Consider the following 21,667-nt stretch of genomic DNA (forward strand, 5'->3'; position numbering starts at 1 on the left):
ATCACGGGCACAGGGCCGGTGCGTAGAGTGATGTCTAAGTTGTCACACCTGAAGATCTGCTGGGAATTTCCGAGAGTGGAGTAACGAGTGGGGATGCGGCCCGCGGCGAGAATGCCGAGTCTGACCCGACGAAGCCGGGTTCTGATCGCCATCGCGATGGTCGTGGTGGTGTTGTTGCTGCTGGGCCCGCGGCTCATCGACACCTATGTCGACTGGTTGTGGTTCGGCGAGCTCGGTTATCGGTCGGTGTTCACCACCCAGATCGTGACCAGGCTGGTCATCTTCCTGGCCGTCGCGTTGGTCATCGGCGGTGTCGTGTTCGCGGCGCTGGCGCTGGCCTACCGCACCCGGCCGGTGTTCGTGCCGACCGCCGGCCCCAACGACCCGGTCGCCCGCTACCGCACCGCGGTGATGGCGCGGCTGCGTCTGGTCGGGGTTGGCGTGCCGGTCGTGATCGGCCTGCTCGCCGGCCTGATCGCTCAGAACTACTGGCAGCAGGTGCAGCTGTTCCTGCACGGCGGCAGCTTCGGCGTCGCCGACCCGCAGTTCGGCATCGACCTCGGCTTCTACGCGTTCGATCTTCCGTTCTATCGGCTGGTGCTGACCTACCTGTTCGCTGCGACGTTCCTGGCGTTCATCGCGAACCTGTTGGGCCACTACCTGTTCGGCGGTATCCGGCTGGCCGGCCGCAGCGGCGCCCTGAGCCGAGCGGCCCGTATCCAACTGATCACGCTGGTCGGCATCCTGATGCTGCTCAAGGCGGTCGCCTACTGGTTCGACCGGTATGAACTGCTCAGCCACACCCGCGGAGGCAAACCGTTCACCGGCGCCGGCTACACCGATATCAACGCAGTGCTGCCGGCCAAGCTGATCCTGATGGCGATCGCGGTGATCTGCGCGGCCGCGGTGTTCTCCGCGATCGTGCTGCGCGACCTGCGCATCCCGGCGATCGGTGTGGTGCTGCTGCTGTTGTCGTCGCTGATCGTCGGCGCGGGCTGGCCGTTGGTCGTCGAGCAGATCAGCGTGCGTCCCAACGCCGCGCAGAAGGAAAGTGAATACATCAGCCGCAGCATCGCGGCGACCAGACAGGCGTACGGTCTGACCGACGAAGCGGTGGAATACCGCGACTATCCGGGCAACGCCGCCGCCACCGCGCAGCAGGTGGCCGCCGACCGGGCCACCACGTCGAACATCCGGGTGCTCGACCCGAACATCGTCAGCCCGGCGTTCACCCAGTTCCAGCAGGGCAAGAACTTCTACTACTTCCCCGACCAGCTGAACATGGACCGTTACCGCGACGAGGGCGGCAACCTGCGCGACTACGTGGTCGCCGCGCGCGAGCTGAACCCCGACCGCCTGATCGACAACCAGCGCGACTGGATCAACCGGCACACCGTGTACACCCACGGCAACGGGTTCATCGCCTCGCCGGCCAACACGGTGCGCGGAATCGCCAACGACCCCAACCAGAACGGCGGCTACCCGGAGTTCCTGGCCAGCGTCGTGGGTCCCAACGGCGAGGTGGTCTCACCCGGCCCGGCCCCGCTGGCCCAGCCGCGCATCTACTTCGGCCCGGTGATCGCCAACACCGCCGCCGATTATGCGATCGTCGGCGAGAACGGCGCCCCGCGCGAGTACGACTACGAGACCAACACCGCCACCCGCAACTACACCTACGCCGGCAGCGGCGGTGTCCCGATCGGCAACTGGCTGACCCGCAGCGTGTTCGCCGCGAAGTACGCCGAACGCAACTTCCTGTTCTCCAACGTGATCAACGAGAACAGCAAGATCCTGTTCAACCGCGATCCGGCCATGCGGGTGGAGGCGGTGGCGCCGTGGCTGACCACCGACACCGCCATCTATCCGGCGATCGTCAACGAGCGCATCGTGTGGATTGTCGACGGCTACACCACCCTCGACAACTACCCGTACTCGGAGCTGATGTCGCTGTCCTCGGCGACCACCGACTCCAACGAGGTGGCGCTGAACCGGCTGCAACCCGACAAGCAGGTGTCCTACATCCGTAACTCGGTGAAGGCCACCGTCGACGCCTACGACGGCACCGTGACCCTGTACGCCCAGGATGAGCAGGACCCGGTGCTGCAGGCGTGGATGAAGGTGTTCCCGGACACCGTCCAACCCAAGAGCGCGATCTCCCCGGAGCTGCAGGAGCACCTGCGCTATCCCGAGGACCTGTTCAAGGTGCAGCGCGCGCTGCTGGCCAAGTACCACGTGGACGACCCGGTGACGTTCTTCTCGACGTCGGACTTCTGGGACGTCCCGCTGGACCCGAACCCGACGGCCAGCAGCTACCAGCCGCCGTACTACATCGTTGCCAAAGACCTTGCGCAGAACAGCAATTCGGCTTCATTCCAGCTGACCAGTGCAATGAACCGGTTCCGTCGCGACTTCCTCGCGGCCTACATCAGCGCAAGCTCGGATCCCGAGACGTACGGCAGGCTCACGGTGCTGACGATTCCCGGGCAGGTCAACGGTCCGAAGCTGGCGTTCAACGCGATCAGCACCGACACCGCGGTCAGCCAGGACCTCGGTGTCATCGGCCGCGACAACCAGAACCGGATCCGGTGGGGCAACCTGCTCACGCTGCCGATCGGGCAAGGCGGGTTGCTCTATGTCGCACCGGTGTACGCGTCGCCGGGATCCACGGACGCCGCGTCGTCGTACCCGCGTCTGATCCGCGTCGCGATGATGTACAACGACCAGATCGGTTACGGACCGACGGTGCGTGACGCGCTGACCGATCTGTTCGGCCCCGGCGCGGACGCCACCGCGACCGGGCCGGCGGCGACCGAACCGCCCGCCGGGCAGGCACCCGAGAGGCCGCAGGCCAACAACAATCAGCAGCCGCCCGCGGCGCAGCCGAACCGTCCCGGTCAGGCGCCGGCGCCGCAACAGCCGGAGGTGCCGGCGGCGGTGCCGCCGAGCGGTCCGACCCAGCTGTCCGCGGCGAAAGCCACTGCGCTGCAGAATGTCAACGCGGCGCTGGACGCGCTGCGGGAAGCTCAGCGCAGCGGTGACTTCGCGCAGTTCGGCGAGGCGCTGGAACGCCTCGACGACGCGGTGAGCGAATACCAGTCGGCCAACTGACCATCGACGCCGGTGCGCTATCGGTTGCTCGGGCCACTGCAGGTGGTCCACGGGGGTAGCCCGATCGATGTCGGTCCGCGCAAGCAGCGGGCGGTGCTTGCCGCCCTGCTGCTGGCGCAGGGTCGGGTGGTGTCCACCGACCGGCTCGCTCACGCGGTATGGGGAGATGACCTTCCGGCCAGCGTGACGGCCAGCCTGCAGGTGTACATCTCGAATCTGCGCCGGGCGCTGCGCGATTCGCAGATGGCGTCGCCCATAGTGCGTCAGCCGCCGGGCTATTACCTCGACGTCGGCCCCGACGAGGTCGACGTCGCGGTGTTCGCCGCTGGTTGCGCCCGCGCGAGCGCCGCCATCGAGGGGGAGCGGTGGGAGGAGGCGCTGTCCGAGGCCGACGCCGCGCTGAGCCTGGTGCGGGGCGAGCTGCTCGAAGACATGGCCGACGCGGACTGGGTGCGCGAGGACGCCGCCCGGATCGCCGAGATGCGCACCGAATGCGTGACCTGCAAGGTGACGGCGCTGCTGGCGTTGGGCAAGGTGCCGGCCGCGCTGACCGAGGTGTTGCGGCTGCGCGAACTCGACCCGCTGGCGGACCGGGGCTGCCGGCTGCACATGCTGGCGCTCTACCGCGCCGGACGCGCACCCGAGGCGCTGGAGGTCTACGCCCGGCATGCGCGGTTGCTGGCCGATGAACTCGGCCTGGACCCCGGCTCCGAGCTCCGGGAACTCCACACCGCGGTGCTGCGACAGGCGCCCGAGCTCACCGGCTGGCCCCGCTCGCCGGAGTGGACGGGCGCGACGACGCTGCCACAGCCGGAGGTGACGACGGTGTCGGCGGTTGTGGCCGACGCCGCGCCGCACCGCGCCCCGTTGGTTGGGCGTGACCGCGAATTGGCAACGGCGGCGGAGATGTTGGCGCGGGTCACCGCCGGGGCGACTCGCTGGCTGGTGCTGTCGGGTCCACCGGGCATCGGCAAGACGAGGCTCGCCGAGGAGATCGCCGGGCTCGTCGACGCCGACGGCGGCGACGTGGTGTGGGTCAACTGCCCCGACGAGCGAGGCACCCCGCCGTGGTGGCCGATGCGGCACCTGGTCCGGGCATTGGGGGCCGACGCCGACGAGGTGCTCGAGATCCCGCCGCATGCCGACCCCGACACCGCGAGATTCCTCGTCTACGAACGCATTCAGCGGCTGCTCGAATCCGCGCCGCGACTGCTGGCCGTCGTCGTCGACGACGTGCAGTGGTCCGACACCACCTCGGCGGCCTGTCTGGCCTACATCGCAGGGGCCCTGCGCGATCACCCCGTCCTGGTGATCGTCACGGTGCGCGACGGTGAGCACACGTCGGAGGTCGCGCGATTGCTCAGCACCGTCGCACGGGGCAAGGACAATCGGCTCATCGAGGTGCCGGCCCTGTCGTCGGAGGACGTCGCCACGCTGGCCAACGAGGTCGCCGAGGAGGCCGTCACCGCCGCCGAGGCCGCCGAACTCGCCGACCGCACCGGCGGCAATCCGTTCTTCGTCTCCGAGTACGCGCGCCTGCCCCGGGAAGAGCGCGCCGGCAACGAGATTCCGCACGCCGTGCGCTCGGTGCTGGACCGCCGGCTGGCCGCGCTGGATCCGGCGGTGATGCAGGTGCTGCGCACCGCCGCGGTCATCGCCGACGTCCTCGACTCCGTCACCGTCCCGCTACTGGCACAGGCCACGGCGCTGGATCTGGACACCCTCGCCGACTATCTCGACGAGGCCGCCGACGAACGGATCATCGTCACCTCCCACACCGGTGACGGATACGTGTTCGCCCACGGCCTGCTGCGCGAGCAGTTGCTGACCGGGATGCCGGCGCTGCGTCGACAGCGGCTGCACGCCAAGGTCGCCGACGTGCTCGCCGACAGCGCCCTGCCGGATGCGCCGACCTGGCGCGCGCAGCACCTGGTGGCGGCGCAACCGCTGGCGGAGCCCGCGACGGTGGTGCAGGCCTGCCGAGTGGCGGCCGAACACGCCACTGCGCAGTGGAGCTCGGATATCGCCGCCCGATGGTGGCAGGCGGCACTGGACGCCTACGACCGTCTTCCGGTGTCCGAACGCGACGATGCGCAGCGGGACGGGCTGACCGTCGAACTGCTGGAGGCGCATTCGCGGGCCGGTCGCGGCCAGTTGGTGCTCGATAGCGTGCAGCGTTACCTCGGGGAGGCGTTGCGCACCGGTCGGGCCGCGAGCGCCGGGCGCGTGGCGAGCGCGCTGTTGCGGGCCAGCGGCGGATGGCCTTGGCTGGCACCGGGAAACGACCCCGGAGAGCTGCTGACCTTGCTGGCGCGGGCGGCGACGCTGTCGGAGGGCGATCCGGCCTCGGCGGCGCGGGTGCTCTCAGCGCTGGCCGTGGGGCACTGCTACCACCCCGACGCGACGGTCGCGCCCGAACTGCTCGACCGGGCTGAGCGACTGGCCGAAGCCACCGGCGATCCGGATGTCATCGCTGACGTCCTGACCGGCCGGCTGATCACCTTCTCCGGGGTGGCGACGCTGAGCACCCAGTCGCTGGAGTGGGCGGAACGTCTGAACTCATTGAGGCACACCAGGTCCCGCGAAGACGCGGTGATCGCGCATTCGGTGGCGACGATGGCGGCGATGAACCTCGGCGACGTCGAGGGCACCCGGCGCCATGTGCAGGCCGGTATCGCCGGTAGTGAGGAGCTGCAGCTGCCGGTACTGCGCGCGCAGTTGCGGTGGATGGAGGCGGTGCTGGCGGTGTGGCACGGAGACTTCGCCGAAGCCGAACGGCACCATGCGATCGCGGCGCACGTGCACGAGCAGACCGAACTGTACGAGGCGGGCAGCGGACTGCTGGCGCGGGCGACCCTGCTGCGCGAGCGCGGCGGACCCGTCGACCCCAGCTGGACGGACTTGAACGCTCGGCAGGCCGGCGGCCTGGGCATGGTCGGCGTGGTCCGGACCGGGGTGCTGACCTTGCTGACCGGCTCGCAAGCCCGTGCCGAAGCGCTGGCCACCTTGAGGCAGTGGGCGCGGAATACCGACCGGGCCCATATCTGGACGACGCTGGGCCATCATGCGCTGCTGGCACATCTGGCCGCCGACCACGATCTGAGGGAGTTCGCCGAACCTCTTCTGGCCCAGCTGGACCCGTATCGCGACCGGATTGCGGTGATCGGACAGGTCGGGATGGCCGGGCCGGTGGCGCTGGCGACCGCACGCCTGCGCGCGTTGCGCGGCGACAGGGCGGGCGCGCTCGAGGATCTGGCGGTGGCCCGCGGCATCGCCGAGCGCACCGCCGGCGTCCCCGCGCTGCTGCGCTGCCGCCTGCTGGAGTGCGAGCTGACCGACCCGTCGCCCGGGCGGGCGGCGTCCGCCGCGGCGCTGGCGGCAGAGGCCGCCGAGGTCGGTATGGCGGCGGTGGCGGCCGCGGCGTCGCGGCTGGGCTGAACGCCCCCGGTTTGTCGCGAAAGCGCCTTCACGGTAGTTCCCGCGCCGGATCCGCGACCGTGGTGGCGCTTTCGCGAGCGCGCGGCTGCCGCGGCCATTGCCCTCAGGCAGGCCGGAGAGGACGATGGGTTGGTCCGGCGGCGCCGCTGGGACGCTGCCAACGACGACGGAGGCAGACATGTATGCGCGTAGTTCAACAGTCCACGCGCGGTCCTCGGCGATCGACGCCGGGATCACCTATATCCACGACACGGTGTGGCCCGCGCTGACCGAACTCGACGGCTACGTCGGTCTGTCGCTGCTGGTGGACCGCCAGTCGGGCCGCTGCATCGTGACCACGGCGTGGGAATCGGAGACGGCGATGCACGCCAGCCGGCGCGTTGCCGACGAGTACCGCAACCGCGCCGCCGAGATCCTCGGTGGCAGCCCCACGGTCGACGAGTGGGAGATCGCCGCGCTGCACCGCGACCACCGCTCGGCACCCGGCGCCTGCGTGCGGGTCACGTGGGCCCGCGTCGCTCCCGAAGGCGCGGAACGCGCCATCGATGGCTTCCGGCTGGCCACCATCCCGGCGCTGGAGGAAATGGACGGCTTCTGCAGTGCCAGCCTGATGGTCGACCGCGATTCGGGATTCGGTGTCGCGTCGCTGACGTTCGACAGCGCCGAGGCGCTGCGGCACAACCACGCCGCGATCGACGCGCTCGAGAAGGCCGCGGTGCGCGAGGCCGGGGCCGAGGTGCTTGACGCCTGCGACTGCGACCTGGTGCTGGCACATCTGCGGGTGCCGGAGATGGTCTGACAGCGCGCGCGTGAGAACGCGTACAGGCCGCGATTTGCGGCAGTGCGCGCCGTTTGCGACGTCGTAGCGCGGGCGAACTCCCTGGTCGCGCGGTAAATTCCGCTTGGATTTTTCTTGGTGTTCTCGGCCAAGCGGTCGCCAAGGCCGCTCGGTGATGCTTGTCCGCGACACGAAGCATCCGAGAAAGGACTCCGATGACCGTACCGACCGATCTGAGCCGCGACGAGGCGCTGCGCACCCTGCGCGACCAGGTCGCCACCCATGTGGCGCTGCCCGGCGAGCCGGGCTACGAGCGATGCGTGCCGTGGAACGTGGCCGCACCGGTCACCCCAGCAGCGGTGGTGTTGGCGACCTCGGCCGAGGACGTCGCCGGCACGGTCAGGTTCGCCGCGACGCACGGGTTCACCGTCGCGGTGCAGGCGACCGGCCACGGCGCGGTCGGGGTGGGGCCCGGCACCATCCTGGTGCTGACGGCGGCGATGAAGCACTGCGAGGTCGACGTCCTCAATCGCACGGTGCGGGTGGGCGCGGGGGCGCGCTGGCAGGACGTCATCGATGTCGCGGCCCCGCACGGCCTTGCGCCGCTGTGCGGTTCGGCGCCCGGGGTCGGCGTGGTGGGGTATCTGACCGGCGGTGGGATCGGTCCGCTGGTCCGCACCGCGGGGCTGTCGTCGGATCACGTCCGGGCGTTCGACGTGGTGACCGGTGAGGGACGGCTGTTGCGCGCCACCCCTGATGAGAACGCGGACCTGTTCTGGGGCCTGCGCGGCGGCAAAGCCACCCTCGGTATCGTCACCGCGGTCGAGATGGACCTGCTACCTATTCCTGAGTTCTACGGTGGCGCAGTGTTTTTCGACGGTGCCGCGACGGCTGAGGTGCTGCACGCCTGGCGCGCGTGGAGTGTCGGACTGCCCGAGACGGTGAACACGTCGATCGCGGTGCAACAGCTGCCGCCGTTGCCGGGCGTGCCCGAACCGCTGGCCGGTCGCATGACGGTCGCGGTGCGATACACGGCCGTCGGTGATTTCGCCGATGCGGAGAGGCTGCTCGCGCCGATGCGGGCGGCCGCGACCCCGATCCTGGACAGCGTCGGGGTGCTGCCGTACGCGGCGATCGGGGCCGTGCACGCGGATCCGGTGGACCCGATGCCGATCAACGAGGACCAGGCGCTGCTATCCGAGCTGCCGGCCGAGGCGATCGACGCGCTGCTGGCAGTCGCGGGGCCCGGCTCGGGCTCCCCGCAGGTGCTCGTCGAGTTGCGGTTGCTCGGGGGAGCGCTGGCCCGTGAGCCGCAGCACCGCAGCGCGTTCTGCCATCGCGACGCGGCGTTCTCGCTCGCGGTGATCGGGGCACCGATGCCGGAGAACGCAGCCGTGGTGGTCGAGCACGCCCGCGCGGTGACGGCAGCTGTGGCGCCGTGGGCCACCGGCGGGCAGATGCCGAACTTCGCGCCGTCCTATGACCCGGCCCGCCCGGCGCGGGTGTACAACCAGGACACGCTGCACTGGCTGGCTGCCCTCGCCGACCGATACGACCCCGCCGGTGTCCTGGCCACCGGCCAGGTGATCCGCACACCCCGGTAGACGCCCCCTCGCCGCGAGCGTGCGTGTCTGCGGCCGCCACACCGGGAGAAAGCCGGAGAAAGCGCACGCTCGCGGGAGGCCGACAGTGGCGTTGAGCAGGCGATTTGGAGCCGAAGCGGCCGCCCCGGTAACGTAGCGTTCACCATCGCGGGGTGGAGCAGCTCGGTAGCTCGCTGGGCTCATAACCCAGAGGTCGCAGGTTCGAATCCTGTCCCCGCTACTAGGTGAAACGGCCCTCGGAGGACACTCCGGGGGCCGTTTTCGTTGCCGATGAGACGTCGCAGCCTAATACTCCCGCTGGGGCGTCGCTCGCCCTAAAGCTAAGGCTCACGCTGTCTGGTCCCGCGCCGCGAGTCGGGGTGCTTCGCTATCAGCACGGACTCGCAGGGCAGCTTGGTTGTTAAGGGATGCGACTCAGTTTGAAGGGCATCGAGATGAGGAGCGGTTTGTTGACCCCGCATGCTCCACTGGGGCCGGTGGTGTCGTCGAGGCCGGCGAACAGATCGTCTTGGCTGTTGTCGGCCTGCCCGGTGTGAGCGTTGACGGCGTAGAAGCGGTAGTGCTGGAGGCCGTCGGGGGCGGTCCCGTCGGGGCAGGGCGCCCAGTTCGGCACGACGTGCTTGACGTTCCACAGGCCCGACATCTTGTAGATCGGTGCGCTCCATCCTTGGTCGCTGATGACGGTTCCGGTGCAGTCGGTGGGGTTCGTGCAGGTGCTGGTGATCGTCCACGTCGCGGTGACGGTTGGTTGGTTGTAGTACATCTCGTTGCTCTTGGCCAAGTCGCCGTTGGAAACAGCGCGGAAGGTGCCGTTGAGGGCGCCCTTCAGTTCGGGTGAGTCCGCGGCGGCGGTGGCTCCGCCGGCCAGGACCAGCGCCGTGGTGGCTGCGGCCATCGAAACGGTCTTCACCGTGGCTCCTTCATGTTCGCGGGGACGTTGGCGGCGATTAGTGGGGCAGAAGGTCCGCGAACGAGGCGGGAGCGGGTTTGTCGGCGAAGTCGGTGTGGGTGTACAGGTTCCCGTCGGCGCCGACGTAGCTTCCGGTTCGCGGATTATATTGCGCGACTGCCGCTTTGGGCGTCGAAGGACTCCCGGTGAACGCGTTGGGGGTCGCAGCCGGCGACGCGGGGACCGGGGGAGCAGGTGGCGCGGCGGGCTGCTGTGCTGGGGGCGACGGTGGAGGTAGGGCGGGCGGCGGCGCCGGGGTGCCGGCCGGTGGTGCGAAAATGTTCTCGTCGCGGGAGACTCGCGAGTCGGGTGGGACGCCTTGGGCGATGAGGTTGGGGTCAAAGGGGTAGGGGCCCAGAATGTGGGGGCGGGCGGCCAGTGGTTGGAAGCCCCGCGGGTCGTTGCAAAGCTCTACGGTGGGTGCGCGTTTGCCGGGATGGGCGATGCACGGGTAGTTTCTGGCGCCGCGCACCGTTCCCGGTGAATCCTGCGGGAGTTTGCAGTACAAACCGTCGGGGGTATCGACCTCGGTGAGATCGCCCGGCGAGCGCCACTGGGACGGCGGCAGGAACCCTACTGTACAGGGGTTGGGATCGCCTGCAGTGATGGCGAATTCACCGCCGGTCGGGATGCCGGTGGCGTTGTTGCGGGGCATGGCGGCCTGGATGGTCGACACGAACGGCGGTAGCAGCACGAGAACCTGTTGGAGCGACGGGTTGTAAGTGAGGCCGATCTGCCCGACCGTGGTGAGGTTGGCCAAAAGCACCGGCAGAGTGGGTTTGAGTTGTGTCAGCAGCGCGGAGACCTCGTCGAAGGCACCGGGACCGGCCGCGAGCAGCTGCCGCATCTGTGGGTCGTTGTCGTCGAGCTGGGTGGTGACGCCGGCGAGGCTGCGGGCCCAGGTGCGTAGCGCGTCGGTGGTGGCGGCCTGTCCGTCGAGCAGCGGTGCGGAGTCGTCGATGAGGGTGCGTGTGCGATCGGCGACGCTGTTGAGGTCTGCCGAGAGTCGGGAGGTGGAGTCTGCGAGTGAACCGAGGTCGTAGCCGGCACCGTTGAGGCCGCTGAATGTTTCGTCGAGCAGTGTGTTGAGTTTGTCTTTGGGGATGCTCGCCAGTAGCGCACTGGTCTGGTCGAGGACGGGGCCCACCTGTTGCGGGACGGTGGTATTCGCCATCGCGATGGTCGAGCCGTCGCGCAGGTAGGGTCCGTTGTCGGTGCGGGGGACGAGGTCGACGTACTGTTCACCGACGGCGGAGATGCTGTGGACCTCGGCGGTCAGTGCTGCCGGAATCTGTGTGGAGCCGTCAAGCGACAGAACGGCTTTGGCGTGCCGGGGTGGTCCCGGATCGAGAGTTATCTCGCTGACTTTGCCGACGCTGACGCCGCGATAGGTGACGTTGGCGAAACGGTAGAGCCCACCGCTGTTGGGCAACTCGACGGTCACCGTTATCCGACCCACGCCGAGCAGCGTGGGCAGCTGGAGATAGTTCAGCACCATCACCGCGATGCCGACCACCGACGCGAGGGTGAAGATCGCGAGCTGGATACGAACGAATCGGGTCAACATCAGCCGCCCCCATTCGAGGGCGCCGGGGGGACTGGCGGGGCCGTGGGCGCTGGTTGTCCGGATCCGGGGGCGCCGGTGGGCAGTGTCTTGGTCAGCGGTGCGTTGAGCGGGTCGTAGGTGTATTGGAGGTAGTAGGGATCCCCGGGGGCCGGAATGAGGTCGGCGTCGATGTCGGCGAAGCGGGTGCCACGGAAGATGGTGCGCTTGAGGCGGGGGTACGTCAGGTCGACCACAGCGTAGAGGTTGAGGTAGTCACCGCGTACGCCGCGGTCGATGACGTTCTGCGGGAACGGAAAGGTCGGTGCCAGGGCCAGGGCGGCATCGAGTTTGGGCCCGATGTCGGCCAGGGCCTTCAGGGTGGGTTGCAGGTTGCGCAGGTTGGTCACGAGGTCGTCTTGGCTTTGGCTGATCAGCGTCGTGGTCACGTCGCTGAACGCGCCCAGCTTGGTCAGTGCCTCGGTGAGGCGCGGACGTGCCTGCTCGAGGACGTCGAGGGCGGGCGGGATGTCGCGCAGGGCCTCGGTGATGGTGTCGGTTTGGCCGGCGAGGATGCCGGTGAGGCGGTCGAGTGTGCCGATGGTGGCCGCGACGTTGTCGCGTTGGCGATCCATGGCACTGATGAAGGTGTCCAGGCGGGTCAGCGCGTCACGGATCTGGGTTTGGCGGCCGTCGAGGATGGCGTTGGTGTTGTGGATGATGTCGCCGATTTGGGTGAGGCCGCCTGAGTTGATCAGCAGAGAAAGGGCCGAGAGGGTCTGTTCGGTCGAGGGGTACGTCGATGCACGACTCAGGCCGATTGTGGTACCGGGGGCCAGTTTTCCGGTCGGGACCTCGCCGGGGGGCGGATCGAGGGCCAGATGCATCGAGCCCAGCAGACTCGTCTGCCCGACGGTCGCGACGGCGTTGGCGGGGATGACCACGCCGGGGTTGATCGTGACCTTGACGTCAGCGTGCCAGTTGTTGACGCGCATCGTCGAGACGCTTCCGACGACAACGTCGTTGACGAGGACGGGCGCGTTGGATTCCAGCGTGCCGACATTGCCGATTTCGACGTGGTAGGTGACGGCGTCGGGTCCACGTCCGGGTGTTCCGGGAAGCGGCAGGGATGTCACCCCACCGAAAGCGCAGCCGGCAACGGTCAGGGCGAAGGTGACCGGTGTCAGCACGCGCACCAGGGGGCCGCGGAGGGTCATCCTCCGGCTCCCGAGGCGACGGGTGTTGCGGCGCCGGGGATTTCGGCAGGCAGCAACGGCGCAGCGGGAGCAGGTGCCGGCGGGGGGAGGGGGGGTGAGGCGGCGGGTAACAGTAATCCGGGGAGCGAGGTGGGGTTCGCCGGGGGATAGGCCGATAAGGTCGGTGGGTGTTCGGGCGCGGTGGGGGTGGGACCGGTACCGCCGGGGGCGAGTTTGGGATCGGTGTAGATCATGTTTTCCGGTGCGTAGGAGGGCGCCAGGAACGGGTTGACCGGGAAGGGCAGCCCGTTGAAGTTCAGCAGGTCCAGGCCGGGGCCGAGGTATTGGGCACACAGTTTCGCGGTCTCGGGGGCAGTGGTGTTCTCCACCGCGCCGATGGCCCCGCAGATGAACTGCACCGGGTTGGAGAAGTTGGTGAAGACGAAGGAGCCGTTGACGGCACCGGAGTCCGGGTTCCAGATGTTGTAGGCGTTGGCGACGGCGTTCGGTGCGACGTGGAGAATGTTCTCAAGATCGGTGCGGTGGTCGACGAGATTCTGGGTGACATTGGCCAGCCGTTGAACTTGTTCGGAGGTTTGGTTGCGGCTGCCGGCGATGAAGCGCTGAACTTCGGTGACGGCCTCGGAGAGGGTGGTGACGGCGGCGTCGAGGTCGGAGCGGCTTTCGTCCAGGACACTGGTCAGTGTCGCGAAACGGTCTTGGAATTGCACGATTTGAGTGTTGCTGTCCCGCAGTGCCGTGACGAAGGTCTGCAGGTTGGCGATGATGTCGACGATGTTGCCGCTGCCTTCGGCGAGTATCCGCGTGACGCCGGAGAGTTGGGTGAGGACCTCGCGGAGTTTAGGGCCGTTGCCCTCCAGTGCGGTGGCGGCGCTGTCGATGAAGCGCGAGATCGACGGTGGAGCGTCGGCGCGGGGGCCCAGATCGGTGGCCAGCCGCATCAGTTGGTCTTTGACTTGGTCCCACTCCACGGGCACTGCGGTGCGGTTGATCGGTATCTGCCCGCCGTCGGGCAGCAGAGGTCCGTCTCCGGGAGCGTAGGGCGGAGTGAGCTCGACATAACGTGCTGCGACGAGGTTCTGCGAGACGATGATCGCCTGGGCGTCGGCCGGAATCGGGACGTCGCGGTCCACGGTCATCGTCATCTTCGTCCGGGTTCCGTCCGGCTCGATGGCGTCGATGCGCCCAACGGTGACACCGGCGACTTGTACGGTGTCACCGGGGTAGATGGCGATCGCTTTGGTGAAGTATGCGGTGAGGGTATGCGCGCCGAAGAAGGTGTGGTGGACGAGCACGGCGGGGCCGCCGACCAAGCCGGCTACGAGCGCGAGTGCGGTGAGGGTGAGCAGTCGTCGTCGGTTCATCGCGGCGAAAGGTCTCCTGGCTGGGGTATTCCGTTGTAGGGGAACGGAATTTCTGCGCGTGGACCGGCGTCGTCGGGGGGTTGTCCCTGGTCGGTGCCGCGCCGGAATCCGAACGCGTAGTCGAGGAAGGGCTGCAACACCTCGGGCAGCGCCAGGTTGGGAATGTAGGCGTTGTAGTACCAGCCGTTGGCGACGGTTTCGCCCTGTGTCACCTGATACTTCGCCAGCCCCGGCAGCGCTTTGGCGATGTTGTCGCGATTCTTCTCCAGCATGGCTGCCACCGAGTTCAGCTTCTCCAGAGTGGGTGCTAGCTGAACTTCGTTGTCGGCGACCAGACCTGAGACTTGTTGAGCCACAGCGGTGGTGTTGGCCAGCAGGTCGACGATGGCTTGACGGCGCTCGGTGAGGGCGCCAACCAGATCGTTGGCATTGAGGATGAGCGCATTGAGCGCTTGGCTGCGGTCTGCCAGCACATCGGTGACTGCGCTGGTGTGGCGCAGCAGCTCGGCGAGGGTTTGGTCGCGGCTGTTGATCGACCGTGACAGCCGCGCGATCGCGTCGAAGGCGGGTCCCAGCTGCGGAGCGATCTGGTCAAGCGTTGCCGAGAGGGTGTCCAGTGACTGGTTGAGGGTCGACGTATCAGTAGCGGCGGTGTTGCTGGTCAGCTCGCCGATGGCGTCTGTCAGCGAGTAGGGCGAACCGGTGCGCGACACCGGAATGACCGAGTTGGGCGACAGCGCCGAGGTGCCGCTGGACTCCAAGGTCATGACGCGTTGGCCCAAGAGAGATCCGGTGCGGATGTGGGCGATGGTTTCTGAGCCCAGACCGACCTTGCCCCTTACGGTGAACGTGACGAGCGCTGCACCGTCCCGCAGCACGATGTCGGACACCGACCCGACCGTGACTCCGGAGATTTTGACCTCATTGCCTGCAACGAGCCCGCCGGCGTGAGTGAACTGCGCCTGGTAGCGCACGCTGGTGGCCCAGGTGAGCAGACGTTCGGGGTTGAGCCCCACAGCGATCGTCAACACCACCAGCACCACACCGATGAACCCGGCGCGGACGAGCTGCGTTCCACGGTATTTCAGCATCAGGGCTCCGCGCACCTCCCCGTATCCTGCTTGATCCACGGGAAGACCACGGTGCGGCCCTGCAGGTCACTGGCCCGAAACTGAACCGCGCAGATGTAGTAGTTGATGAAGCTGCCGTATGCCCCCAGACGCACCAGCTTGCGGTAATTGTTGGGCGCCTTCTGAAGCGCTGTGTCGATCAGTTCCTTGTCCGTGTCGAGAAGCGGTGCCAGACGGTTTAGTTCGTCGGCGGTTCCCTTCAGCGGCGGCCGGGCATGGGTGAGCAGGTCAGCCACCGAGGCGGTGCCGCGATCCAGCTTTTCGATGGCCGTACCGATCGGGTCGCGGTCGGCGGTCAGGCCGGCGACGAGCGTCTGAAGTTTGTCGATCGTCGCGGAGAACGCAGGACCGTCGTCGGCGAGCGCCTTGGCGACGGTGTTGAGATTGTCGATGAGTCGCTCGACGGCGTCGTGGCGGTCGGCAATGGTTTCTGAGAAGGATGAGGTCTTCGACAGGATGGACTCGAGCGTGCCGCCTTGTCCTTGGAAGATCTGGATCAGCGAGGAAGTCAACGCGTTGACGTCTTGCGGATTCAATCCGCGGATCACCGGCTTGAGCCCACCGAGGAGCAGATCGAGGTCCAGTGCGGGTTCGGTACGCTCCCGCGGGATCTGGGCGCCCGGGGGAAGGATCTGCATCTGTCCGGGGGAGTCGAGAAGCTCCAGATAGCGGTCACCGACGAGGTTGAGATAACGCACCGCCACTTTGGTCGCCGTGGTCAGAACCACGTCGCGGTCGGCGTCGAATTCCACGACGACGGTTTTGTCGGGCTGTAGCGAGATCGACGACACCGCACCCACGCGGATGCCCGACACACGGACCGAATCGCCCTCTTTGAGGCTTGACGAGTCGGTGAACACCGCTGAATAACTGTTGGCTGAACCGCCGCGGTACTCGCTGAAGGCGAGGAACAACGCGGCGGTGAGCAGCGTCATGACGGTGGCAAACGCCGCGAATTTGATCAGCGTCCTTGTCGATCGCGTCATCCGGGTTGCCCGATCTGAGCGGTGTTGCGTGGGGGCCCGTCCAGTGGTCCGAACAGGAATTGCTTGAGCCCGTCGGAATTCAGGATGATGCCCTGGTTCCCGTATTGATTGGGGTTGGCGCCGATGTCGCCGAGGACGAACTTCGGCTTGAATCCGGCCGGCATGTCCGGCAGCCCGATATCGGCACAGTAGGGGCCGCCGGTGGCAGCCACCTTCGGCAGGTTCGACGGGTAGCGGTAGCGGTCGAGTCCGAACGAGAACCCCAGGCTGGCCACCACGCCGGGCACCGGAGACGGCGGGCTCTCAGTGATCGGGATCAAACCCGCCAAACCGCAATGGATTCCCTCGCGGTAGCGATTCGTCAGGTCCGTGGTTGGCGCCAACAAATCCAGTACTTCGGTCAGTGGCTGCTGATTGGCCCCCACCACCTCCGAACCGACATCGGCCAAACCCACTGCTGACATGAGCATGGTGTCGAGGTCGCGTTGCCGGTCGACCAGGGTGCGGCCGACTCGCGTCGTCGTCGACACGACCGTCATGAGGTCCGGTGCTGCGTCAGCGTAGGCTCCGACAACTGAGGGCGCTACTGACAATTCGTGTTCAAGCGTCGGCAGGCTCGGTTCCAGGCGTGCGAGCATGGTGTCGAGGTCCACGAAGGTCTGGCCGATCTGTTCCCCGCGACCAACGAGGGCGGTGGACACTGTGGCCAGCGTCGCGTTGAGCTTTCCTGGCTCGACGGAAGACAGCAGCGAGGTCAATCTCTGAAACAGCGTGTTGATCTCGACGGTGACCTGTTGGGCGGCCAGGATCTGTCCCGGCCGCAGTGGTTGCGACGAGGGAACTTCGGGAAGGATCAGTTGAACGTATTTGGCGCCGAAGACGGTCGTGGAGGCGATGTCGACCTCAACATTGTCCGGAATGGTCGCCAGCTGTCGGGGATCGAGCGCCAGATGAAGTACTGCGTCGCCGTGAGCGGTCGACTTGATCGACGCGACGCGCCCCACCTCCACCCCAAGCATCTTGACCTTGGCGTCGGGATCCATCACGAGGCCGGCGCGCGGCGAAAGCACCGTCACCGGAACCGTTTCGGTGAACGTGCCCCGAAACAATCCGACACATAACGCGATCACCGCGCCCAACGCCAGCACGGAGATGAGCCCGGTCAACGGTCTGACTGCCGAGGCGTGGAGCCGCCCCGGTCTGCGAGACCTCTGGTGCGCGGCCACTGCTCAGCCCGAGCCGACAGGTTGCAGGCACACCGCTGTCGAGCACACAGGGTCAGCTTGAAGTCGCCGCGGTACGGGGTCAATCCGCTTTGCGCAAGTCGACAAGTCCTGAAGACGCCCCTTCGATGTGCGATACAGGGTCGCACCGGGACCACCAGCCGGGATTGATGAGAAAAACTCCTCTATTTGTCTCACCGTGCAAAAACCGATGAGCCGGACCCGACCATTACTCCGCTGCGGCGAAGCAGGGACCGATGAATCGCGCGACGATGGCGTGCTCGTCGTCGCGGTTCTTGACCGGCCAGTACCACAGCGCGAGCGTGGCACGAAGGAGCCACTGCGCCGCGATCGGGTCGCTCCGACCGATCATCTCTTCGGCGAGTGCCACCACCAGCGGAGATGATGTCAGCCACCCGGTGTCGTGGTGGGGCCGGATAGTGCCCATGATCAGAGGGCCCAGCGGTTCGGCGCGGATATGGTCCAGCGCGACGAGGACGGCCTTCTCGACGCGCTCCGCTCCCTCCAGACCGTCGATTGCCGTCTTCACCCGTTCGACGATGCGCACCGACATCCGGCGCATGACGCCCTCCATGATGACCGACTTGCCACCGACATTGCGATAAATCGTCGCCGGTGAACAGTGCACCTTGGCCGCGAGCGCATCGATGCTGAAAGCCTCGAACCCGTGTCGCGAGATCAGTTCTGCGGCGGCCGTGTGGATTCGTTCGACGGCTTCCGCGCGGCGATCCGTACCGACCAGCCAGTCTTGCCGGACCATGTCACCGGACTCCTTCTGCGAACGATCACACCGATCATTGAATTATCGACGTGAGAACTTCAGGGCAGAAATTCTCACAGTAACGCGAGTTCGGGTAGCTGCCAAGAGAAGCGGGCTAACCCGACTGTCGGACACGGCCTTCTCAACCTGGTCCTCGCGTATTGACGCAGCGGCGTCACACCCCGCAGCCTGACGGCATGTGTGATTGCGCACTGCGACCCCGCCCTGGCGTTCGACGGATGTGACGAAGGTCGACCGGGGGGTCATCCATCCGGAACTGCGCGGCGTTGCGCGCGTGGCGCCGAGAGGCACGATCCCCAACGCCGTAGCCCTCAAGATCATGCGTCGATTGACGACGATGCGGAGGCCGCGCGGGGATGGTGTCAGCATCGAGCGACTGGGTACCGCCGCCACCATGCGTATCTACCGAGGTGCCAGCGACGTGCCTGCCCCAGCACTGTTGTGGATGCACGGGGGCGGGTACGTGATGGGCCGCGCCGATCTCGACGACCGGCTCTGCCGATCATTTGCCGCCGCGTTGGGCATCACGGTGGCCTCGGTCGACTATCGCCTCGCACCGGAACATCCCTACCCCGCCGCACTACTCGACTGCCACGCCGCGTGGAATCGTCTTGCCCTTCTTCCCGACGTTGATCCGGAACGTATGGCGATCGGTGGTCTCAGCGCGGGGGCGGGATTGGCTGCCGCGCTGGCGCTCCGTCTCCGCGACCACGACGCTTCCGCTCCGGTACTGCAACTGCTCGCGTATCCGATGCTCGATGACCGCTCCTCTGCCGCGCCGCACCCTCTGGCCTCGCGGTACCGCTTCTGGAATCAGACGTCGAACCGATTCTCCTGGCGCGCCTACCTCGCCGGGGCTGACCCCGCCGAAGCGGTACCCGCCCGTCACGAAGATCTCGCCGGCGTCGCGCCCGCGTGGATCGGAGTCGGGTCGTTGGATCTCTTCTACGAAGAATGCGTCGCCTACGCACAGCGATTGCGCGCCGCCGGCGTCACCGCTGCGCTTGAGGTGATCGGCGGAGCGTTTCACGGCTTTGATGCAATTGTCCCCAAAACCTCTGTGGCTCAGTCGTTCTTCGCTCGGCAATGTCTCGCTCTCGACCACGCCTTCCGCAATGCCGGCCCGCAGAGCGCAGATTCCGGTGCCCCGTCGTCGAAAGGTCGCGCGTCATGACGCTGACGAATCCAGCACAAGGCGCCACCTCGATGCTCAAACCTTTGACCTCGGCAATACAACTCAACCTCGCCGCCGCGATCAGACAACGACGCCTCGGCTACAGCGCATGGTGCGGCGCGGTCAACACTGACTACGACCCGCTCGACCCCCACACAGCGGCCCAGCCATTCACGGCCTACGCTGCGCTGCACCGCGGCGGCCGGGTGCACTACAGCCCGCGCCGTCACACCTGGATACTTCACCGCCTCGACGATGTGCGCGCCGCCCTCCGCGACACCGACCAGGTGACCAGCAGCGTCGGCGTCACCAGAGTCCGGATGGCCGCCGATCTCGTCGTCGTCACCGACGGTGAACAGCACAGCCGTCTGCGCAAACAGGTTCAACCGGCCTTCACCAAGAAGGCTCTTGACAGCTGGCGCACCATCATCGACGAGCTCGCTGTCGAACTCGTCGACACAATGATCGCCCAGCCCGGAAGCGATGCGGTAGCCCAACTGGCGATTCCGATGCCCCTGCGCGTGATCGCGGCCATCCTCGGCATCCCCGACACTGACATCAGCGACTTCCGCAGGTGGTCAGAAGACAGCGTGCGCCTGATCGACTTCACACCCACCATCAAAGGTGTCCTCAACACCGGCCGATCCCTTCGTGCCGCCGCCGCTTTGCGCCGCTACTTCCTCGACCACCTCGCCACCGGCGACCTCAAAGGATCGAACACCGTCCTCGGGCGGCTGCTCGAGCACAGCACCGACGGCAGCCTTACCGACGATCAACTGTTCTACATCGCGATTCTGCTGCTCATTGCCGGCAACGAGACCACCACCAATCTGATCGGCGGCCTCATCGACACACTGGCGCGAGAGCCCGATCAGTACAGCAGGATTCGCGCTCAACCTGAGCTCATTCCCATGGCCATCGAGGAGCAGCTGCGCTACACCAGCCCCATTCAAAACCTCTACCGCTACACCCGGGCGCCGTATGAGGTGGGGGAGGTAACCATTCCGTCCGGCTCACGAGTGCTGCTGTCGTTTGGAGCCGCCAACCGCGACCCCCTCGTATTCGACGACCCCGACACCTATCGCGTGGATCGCAACCCCCGCATGCACGTGGCGTTCGGCTACGGTGCCCACATGTGCCTCGGCGCTCCACTCGCGCGCATGGAAGCCCACGCCGTGTTGCGCGAGCTTGTCAACCGCGTCAGCCGAATCTCGCCGGCCGGACCCACGTCCTGGTCGACGAACAGTTCACTTCGCGGCCCCACACACCTTCCGGTCATCTTCCACACCGACTGACGAGGTCGCCGGGTACAGGCGGCTCGGGTGAGGATGAGCCAGCGCTGCACATCCCCTCGGGCGGGGCCCCCGTCGCGAAGCTGCCGTCGATTCGGGAACAGATTGGGCGCCGACGTAGCGATGGTTCACATTGACCGGGGCGACACGGGCGCGGTATCCGCCCAGCATTGCCTCCAGGTACCCGTTGGTGTCGAAGCCGGCTGTCATCTCAGTCATGTGAACCGTTGCTCTCGATTGGTGCGGCGCTGTCGGCGAAGCCCATCGGGGTTGCTTGGTGTGCACCGGCGCTGCGCCCTCGGGCGACCAGGTCGATGACTGTGCTCAGGCGGCGGCGTATGTCCGCGTAGGTCCTGGGTCCCTGCACCAGGCCGAGAATCTCTGAGGTCCAGACATCGGCGAGCACTTCGGCGGTGACGCTCATCGGCACGAAATCGGCGTGCGAACAACGACTTATCTGATGGGCGAACAGTTAGGTGGTCTGGCGGCGCACCGTATCGGCTTCCGCTGCAGCCGCGGCGTGTGAAGCCACGTATGCGTGAGCCAGTGCCTCGGTCACCCGGTCGGACTCCTCCATGCCGTTGATGAGGCGCCACACAACAAGCCGCAACCGCGCGAAGGGGTCTTCGACGCCCTGCAAGTCATCGAGCAGAAATGAGTCGAAGCGCAGCAGCTCCCGCGACAACGCGATGGTCAACAAATGCACTTTCGACGGAAAGTAGTGATAGACCGTGGCGAGCGAGACGTCTGCCACTTCGGCAATGTCGCGCATGTGCACACGGTCGTAACCACCGCGCCCCGCGAGCTCGACCGCGGCGTCCAGAATCCGTGATCGTCGCGTGCGCTGACTGTCGGTGGTCAAGGCATCTTCGGGCAGGGCCACACCTTTACCGTCGCCGGGGGTGGAACTTCCCAGCCAATCGCCGTCATTGTTGGGGCCGCGGAACTCACTAGGCGAAGGCAACGTCGGCACCCTTCGATTGAACCGTCCGGAGCTGCATTGGACACCTGTCTATTTGTTGGGTGCGTACGGTCATCGCTGATCTATCGACTGCTGGC

The 21,667-nt window shown here is 67.0% G+C and carries 16 protein-coding genes and 1 tRNA gene; 7 read left to right on the plus strand and 10 right to left on the minus strand.

Annotated features, from left to right (window positions below; genetic code table 11):
* Positions 1-87: 87 nt before the first annotated feature.
* From ACTWP6_RS12210 to ACTWP6_RS12230, 5 genes are all read left to right on the plus strand, one after another.
* Positions 88-3,108 (plus strand): UPF0182 family protein, encoded by a 3,021-nt coding sequence (locus ACTWP6_RS12210; RefSeq protein WP_443187807.1) that lies wholly within the window; start codon positions 88-90, stop codon positions 3,106-3,108.
* A gap of 12 nt (positions 3,109-3,120) precedes the next feature.
* Complete coding sequence (locus ACTWP6_RS12215) at positions 3,121-6,546, plus strand: BTAD domain-containing putative transcriptional regulator (protein WP_443187808.1); 3,426 nt, start codon at positions 3,121-3,123, stop codon at positions 6,544-6,546.
* Positions 6,547-6,724: 178 nt separating this feature from the next.
* Entirely contained in the window at positions 6,725-7,345 is a 621-nt protein-coding gene (locus tag ACTWP6_RS12220; protein WP_443187809.1) for a hypothetical protein, read from the plus strand.
* A gap of 194 nt (positions 7,346-7,539) precedes the next feature.
* On the plus strand, positions 7,540-8,928 hold the full coding sequence (locus ACTWP6_RS12225) for an FAD-binding oxidoreductase (RefSeq protein WP_443187810.1): 1,389 nt from the start codon (positions 7,540-7,542) through the stop codon (positions 8,926-8,928).
* 146 nt (positions 8,929-9,074) lie between these two features.
* Positions 9,075-9,148 (plus strand) — tRNA-Met (locus ACTWP6_RS12230).
* Between the two features lie 180 nt (positions 9,149-9,328).
* On the opposite strand, the gene ACTWP6_RS12235 is transcribed toward ACTWP6_RS12230, so the two are convergent.
* The 8 genes from ACTWP6_RS12235 to ACTWP6_RS12270 form a co-directional block, all read right to left on the minus strand.
* Complete coding sequence (locus ACTWP6_RS12235; protein ID WP_443187811.1) at positions 9,329-9,838, minus strand: hypothetical protein; 510 nt, start codon at positions 9,836-9,838, stop codon at positions 9,329-9,331.
* 37 nt (positions 9,839-9,875) lie between these two features.
* Positions 9,876-11,444 carry an MCE family protein gene (locus ACTWP6_RS12240; protein WP_443187812.1) on the minus strand — a complete coding sequence of 523 codons (1,569 nt, stop codon included), beginning with the start codon at positions 11,442-11,444 and terminating at the stop codon, positions 9,876-9,878.
* Entirely contained in the window at positions 11,444-12,619 is a 1,176-nt protein-coding gene (locus tag ACTWP6_RS12245; RefSeq protein WP_443187832.1) for an MCE family protein, read from the minus strand. The genes ACTWP6_RS12240 and ACTWP6_RS12245 overlap by 1 nt, the downstream gene beginning before the upstream one ends.
* Positions 12,620-12,633: 14 nt before the next feature.
* Positions 12,634-14,001, minus strand: coding sequence for an MCE family protein (locus ACTWP6_RS12250; RefSeq protein ID WP_260751013.1), 1,368 nt, complete (start codon positions 13,999-14,001; stop codon positions 12,634-12,636).
* A complete protein-coding gene (locus tag ACTWP6_RS12255) occupies positions 13,998-15,092 on the minus strand; it encodes an MCE family protein (protein WP_443187813.1) in 1,095 nt (364 codons plus the stop codon). The genes ACTWP6_RS12250 and ACTWP6_RS12255 overlap by 4 nt, the downstream gene beginning before the upstream one ends.
* The gene (locus tag ACTWP6_RS12260; protein WP_443187814.1) at positions 15,092-16,117 is read right to left on the minus strand and encodes an MCE family protein; all 1,026 of its coding nucleotides are present in this window, start codon (positions 16,115-16,117) and stop codon (positions 15,092-15,094) included. Before ACTWP6_RS12260 ends, ACTWP6_RS12255 begins: the two co-directional genes overlap by 1 nt.
* Positions 16,114-17,343: an MCE family protein gene (locus ACTWP6_RS12265; RefSeq protein WP_443187815.1), complete on the minus strand. Its 1,230-nt coding sequence runs from the start codon at positions 17,341-17,343 to the stop codon at positions 16,114-16,116. The genes ACTWP6_RS12260 and ACTWP6_RS12265 overlap by 4 nt, the downstream gene beginning before the upstream one ends.
* Positions 17,344-17,569: 226 nt before the next feature.
* Positions 17,570-18,121 carry a TetR/AcrR family transcriptional regulator gene (locus ACTWP6_RS12270; protein WP_443187816.1) on the minus strand — a complete coding sequence of 184 codons (552 nt, stop codon included), beginning with the start codon at positions 18,119-18,121 and terminating at the stop codon, positions 17,570-17,572.
* Positions 18,122-18,362: 241 nt separating this feature from the next.
* Here ACTWP6_RS12270 and ACTWP6_RS12275 point away from each other — a divergent pair, with 241 nt between their 5' ends.
* Positions 18,363-19,316 (plus strand): alpha/beta hydrolase, encoded by a 954-nt coding sequence (locus ACTWP6_RS12275; protein ID WP_443187817.1) that lies wholly within the window; start codon positions 18,363-18,365, stop codon positions 19,314-19,316.
* Positions 19,313-20,611 carry a cytochrome P450 gene (locus tag ACTWP6_RS12280; protein ID WP_443187818.1) on the plus strand — a complete coding sequence of 433 codons (1,299 nt, stop codon included), beginning with the start codon at positions 19,313-19,315 and terminating at the stop codon, positions 20,609-20,611. Before ACTWP6_RS12275 ends, ACTWP6_RS12280 begins: the two co-directional genes overlap by 4 nt.
* 208 nt (positions 20,612-20,819) lie before the next feature.
* Here ACTWP6_RS12280 and ACTWP6_RS12285 read toward each other — a convergent pair whose 3' ends face one another.
* Both ACTWP6_RS12285 and ACTWP6_RS12290 read right to left on the minus strand, forming a co-directional pair.
* Positions 20,820-21,032, minus strand: a complete 213-nt coding sequence (locus tag ACTWP6_RS12285) for a hypothetical protein (RefSeq protein ID WP_443187819.1) — start codon at positions 21,030-21,032, stop codon at positions 20,820-20,822.
* Between the two features lie 48 nt (positions 21,033-21,080).
* Positions 21,081-21,581: a TetR/AcrR family transcriptional regulator gene (locus tag ACTWP6_RS12290; RefSeq protein ID WP_443187820.1), complete on the minus strand. Its 501-nt coding sequence runs from the start codon at positions 21,579-21,581 to the stop codon at positions 21,081-21,083.
* Between the last annotated feature and the right edge of the window lie 86 nt (positions 21,582-21,667).

The organism is Mycobacterium sp. 4D054, assembly GCF_052245755.1.
In the GTDB taxonomy this organism is placed as follows: Bacteria; Actinomycetota; Actinomycetes; order Mycobacteriales; family Mycobacteriaceae; genus Mycobacterium.

Excerpts from the sequence above, each read along its gene's own strand:
- ACTWP6_RS12220 (WP_443187809.1), top strand. The coding sequence starts at position 6,725 with ATGTATGCGCGTAGTTCAACAGTCCACGCGCGGTCCTCGGCGATCGAC.
- ACTWP6_RS12225 (WP_443187810.1), top strand. The coding sequence starts at position 7,540 with ATGACCGTACCGACCGATCTGAGCCGCGACGAGGCGCTGCGCACCCTG.
- ACTWP6_RS12240 (WP_443187812.1), bottom strand. The coding sequence starts at position 11,444 with ATGTTGACCCGATTCGTTCGTATCCAGCTCGCGATCTTCACCCTCGCG.
- ACTWP6_RS12250 (WP_260751013.1), bottom strand. The coding sequence starts at position 14,001 with ATGAACCGACGACGACTGCTCACCCTCACCGCACTCGCGCTCGTAGCC.
- ACTWP6_RS12255 (WP_443187813.1), bottom strand. The coding sequence starts at position 15,092 with ATGCTGAAATACCGTGGAACGCAGCTCGTCCGCGCCGGGTTCATCGGT.
- ACTWP6_RS12260 (WP_443187814.1), bottom strand. The coding sequence starts at position 16,117 with ATGACGCGATCGACAAGGACGCTGATCAAATTCGCGGCGTTTGCCACC.
- ACTWP6_RS12270 (WP_443187816.1), bottom strand. The coding sequence starts at position 18,121 with ATGGTCCGGCAAGACTGGCTGGTCGGTACGGATCGCCGCGCGGAAGCC.
- ACTWP6_RS12280 (WP_443187818.1), top strand. The coding sequence starts at position 19,313 with ATGACGCTGACGAATCCAGCACAAGGCGCCACCTCGATGCTCAAACCT.
- ACTWP6_RS12285 (WP_443187819.1), bottom strand. The coding sequence starts at position 21,032 with ATGAGCGTCACCGCCGAAGTGCTCGCCGATGTCTGGACCTCAGAGATT.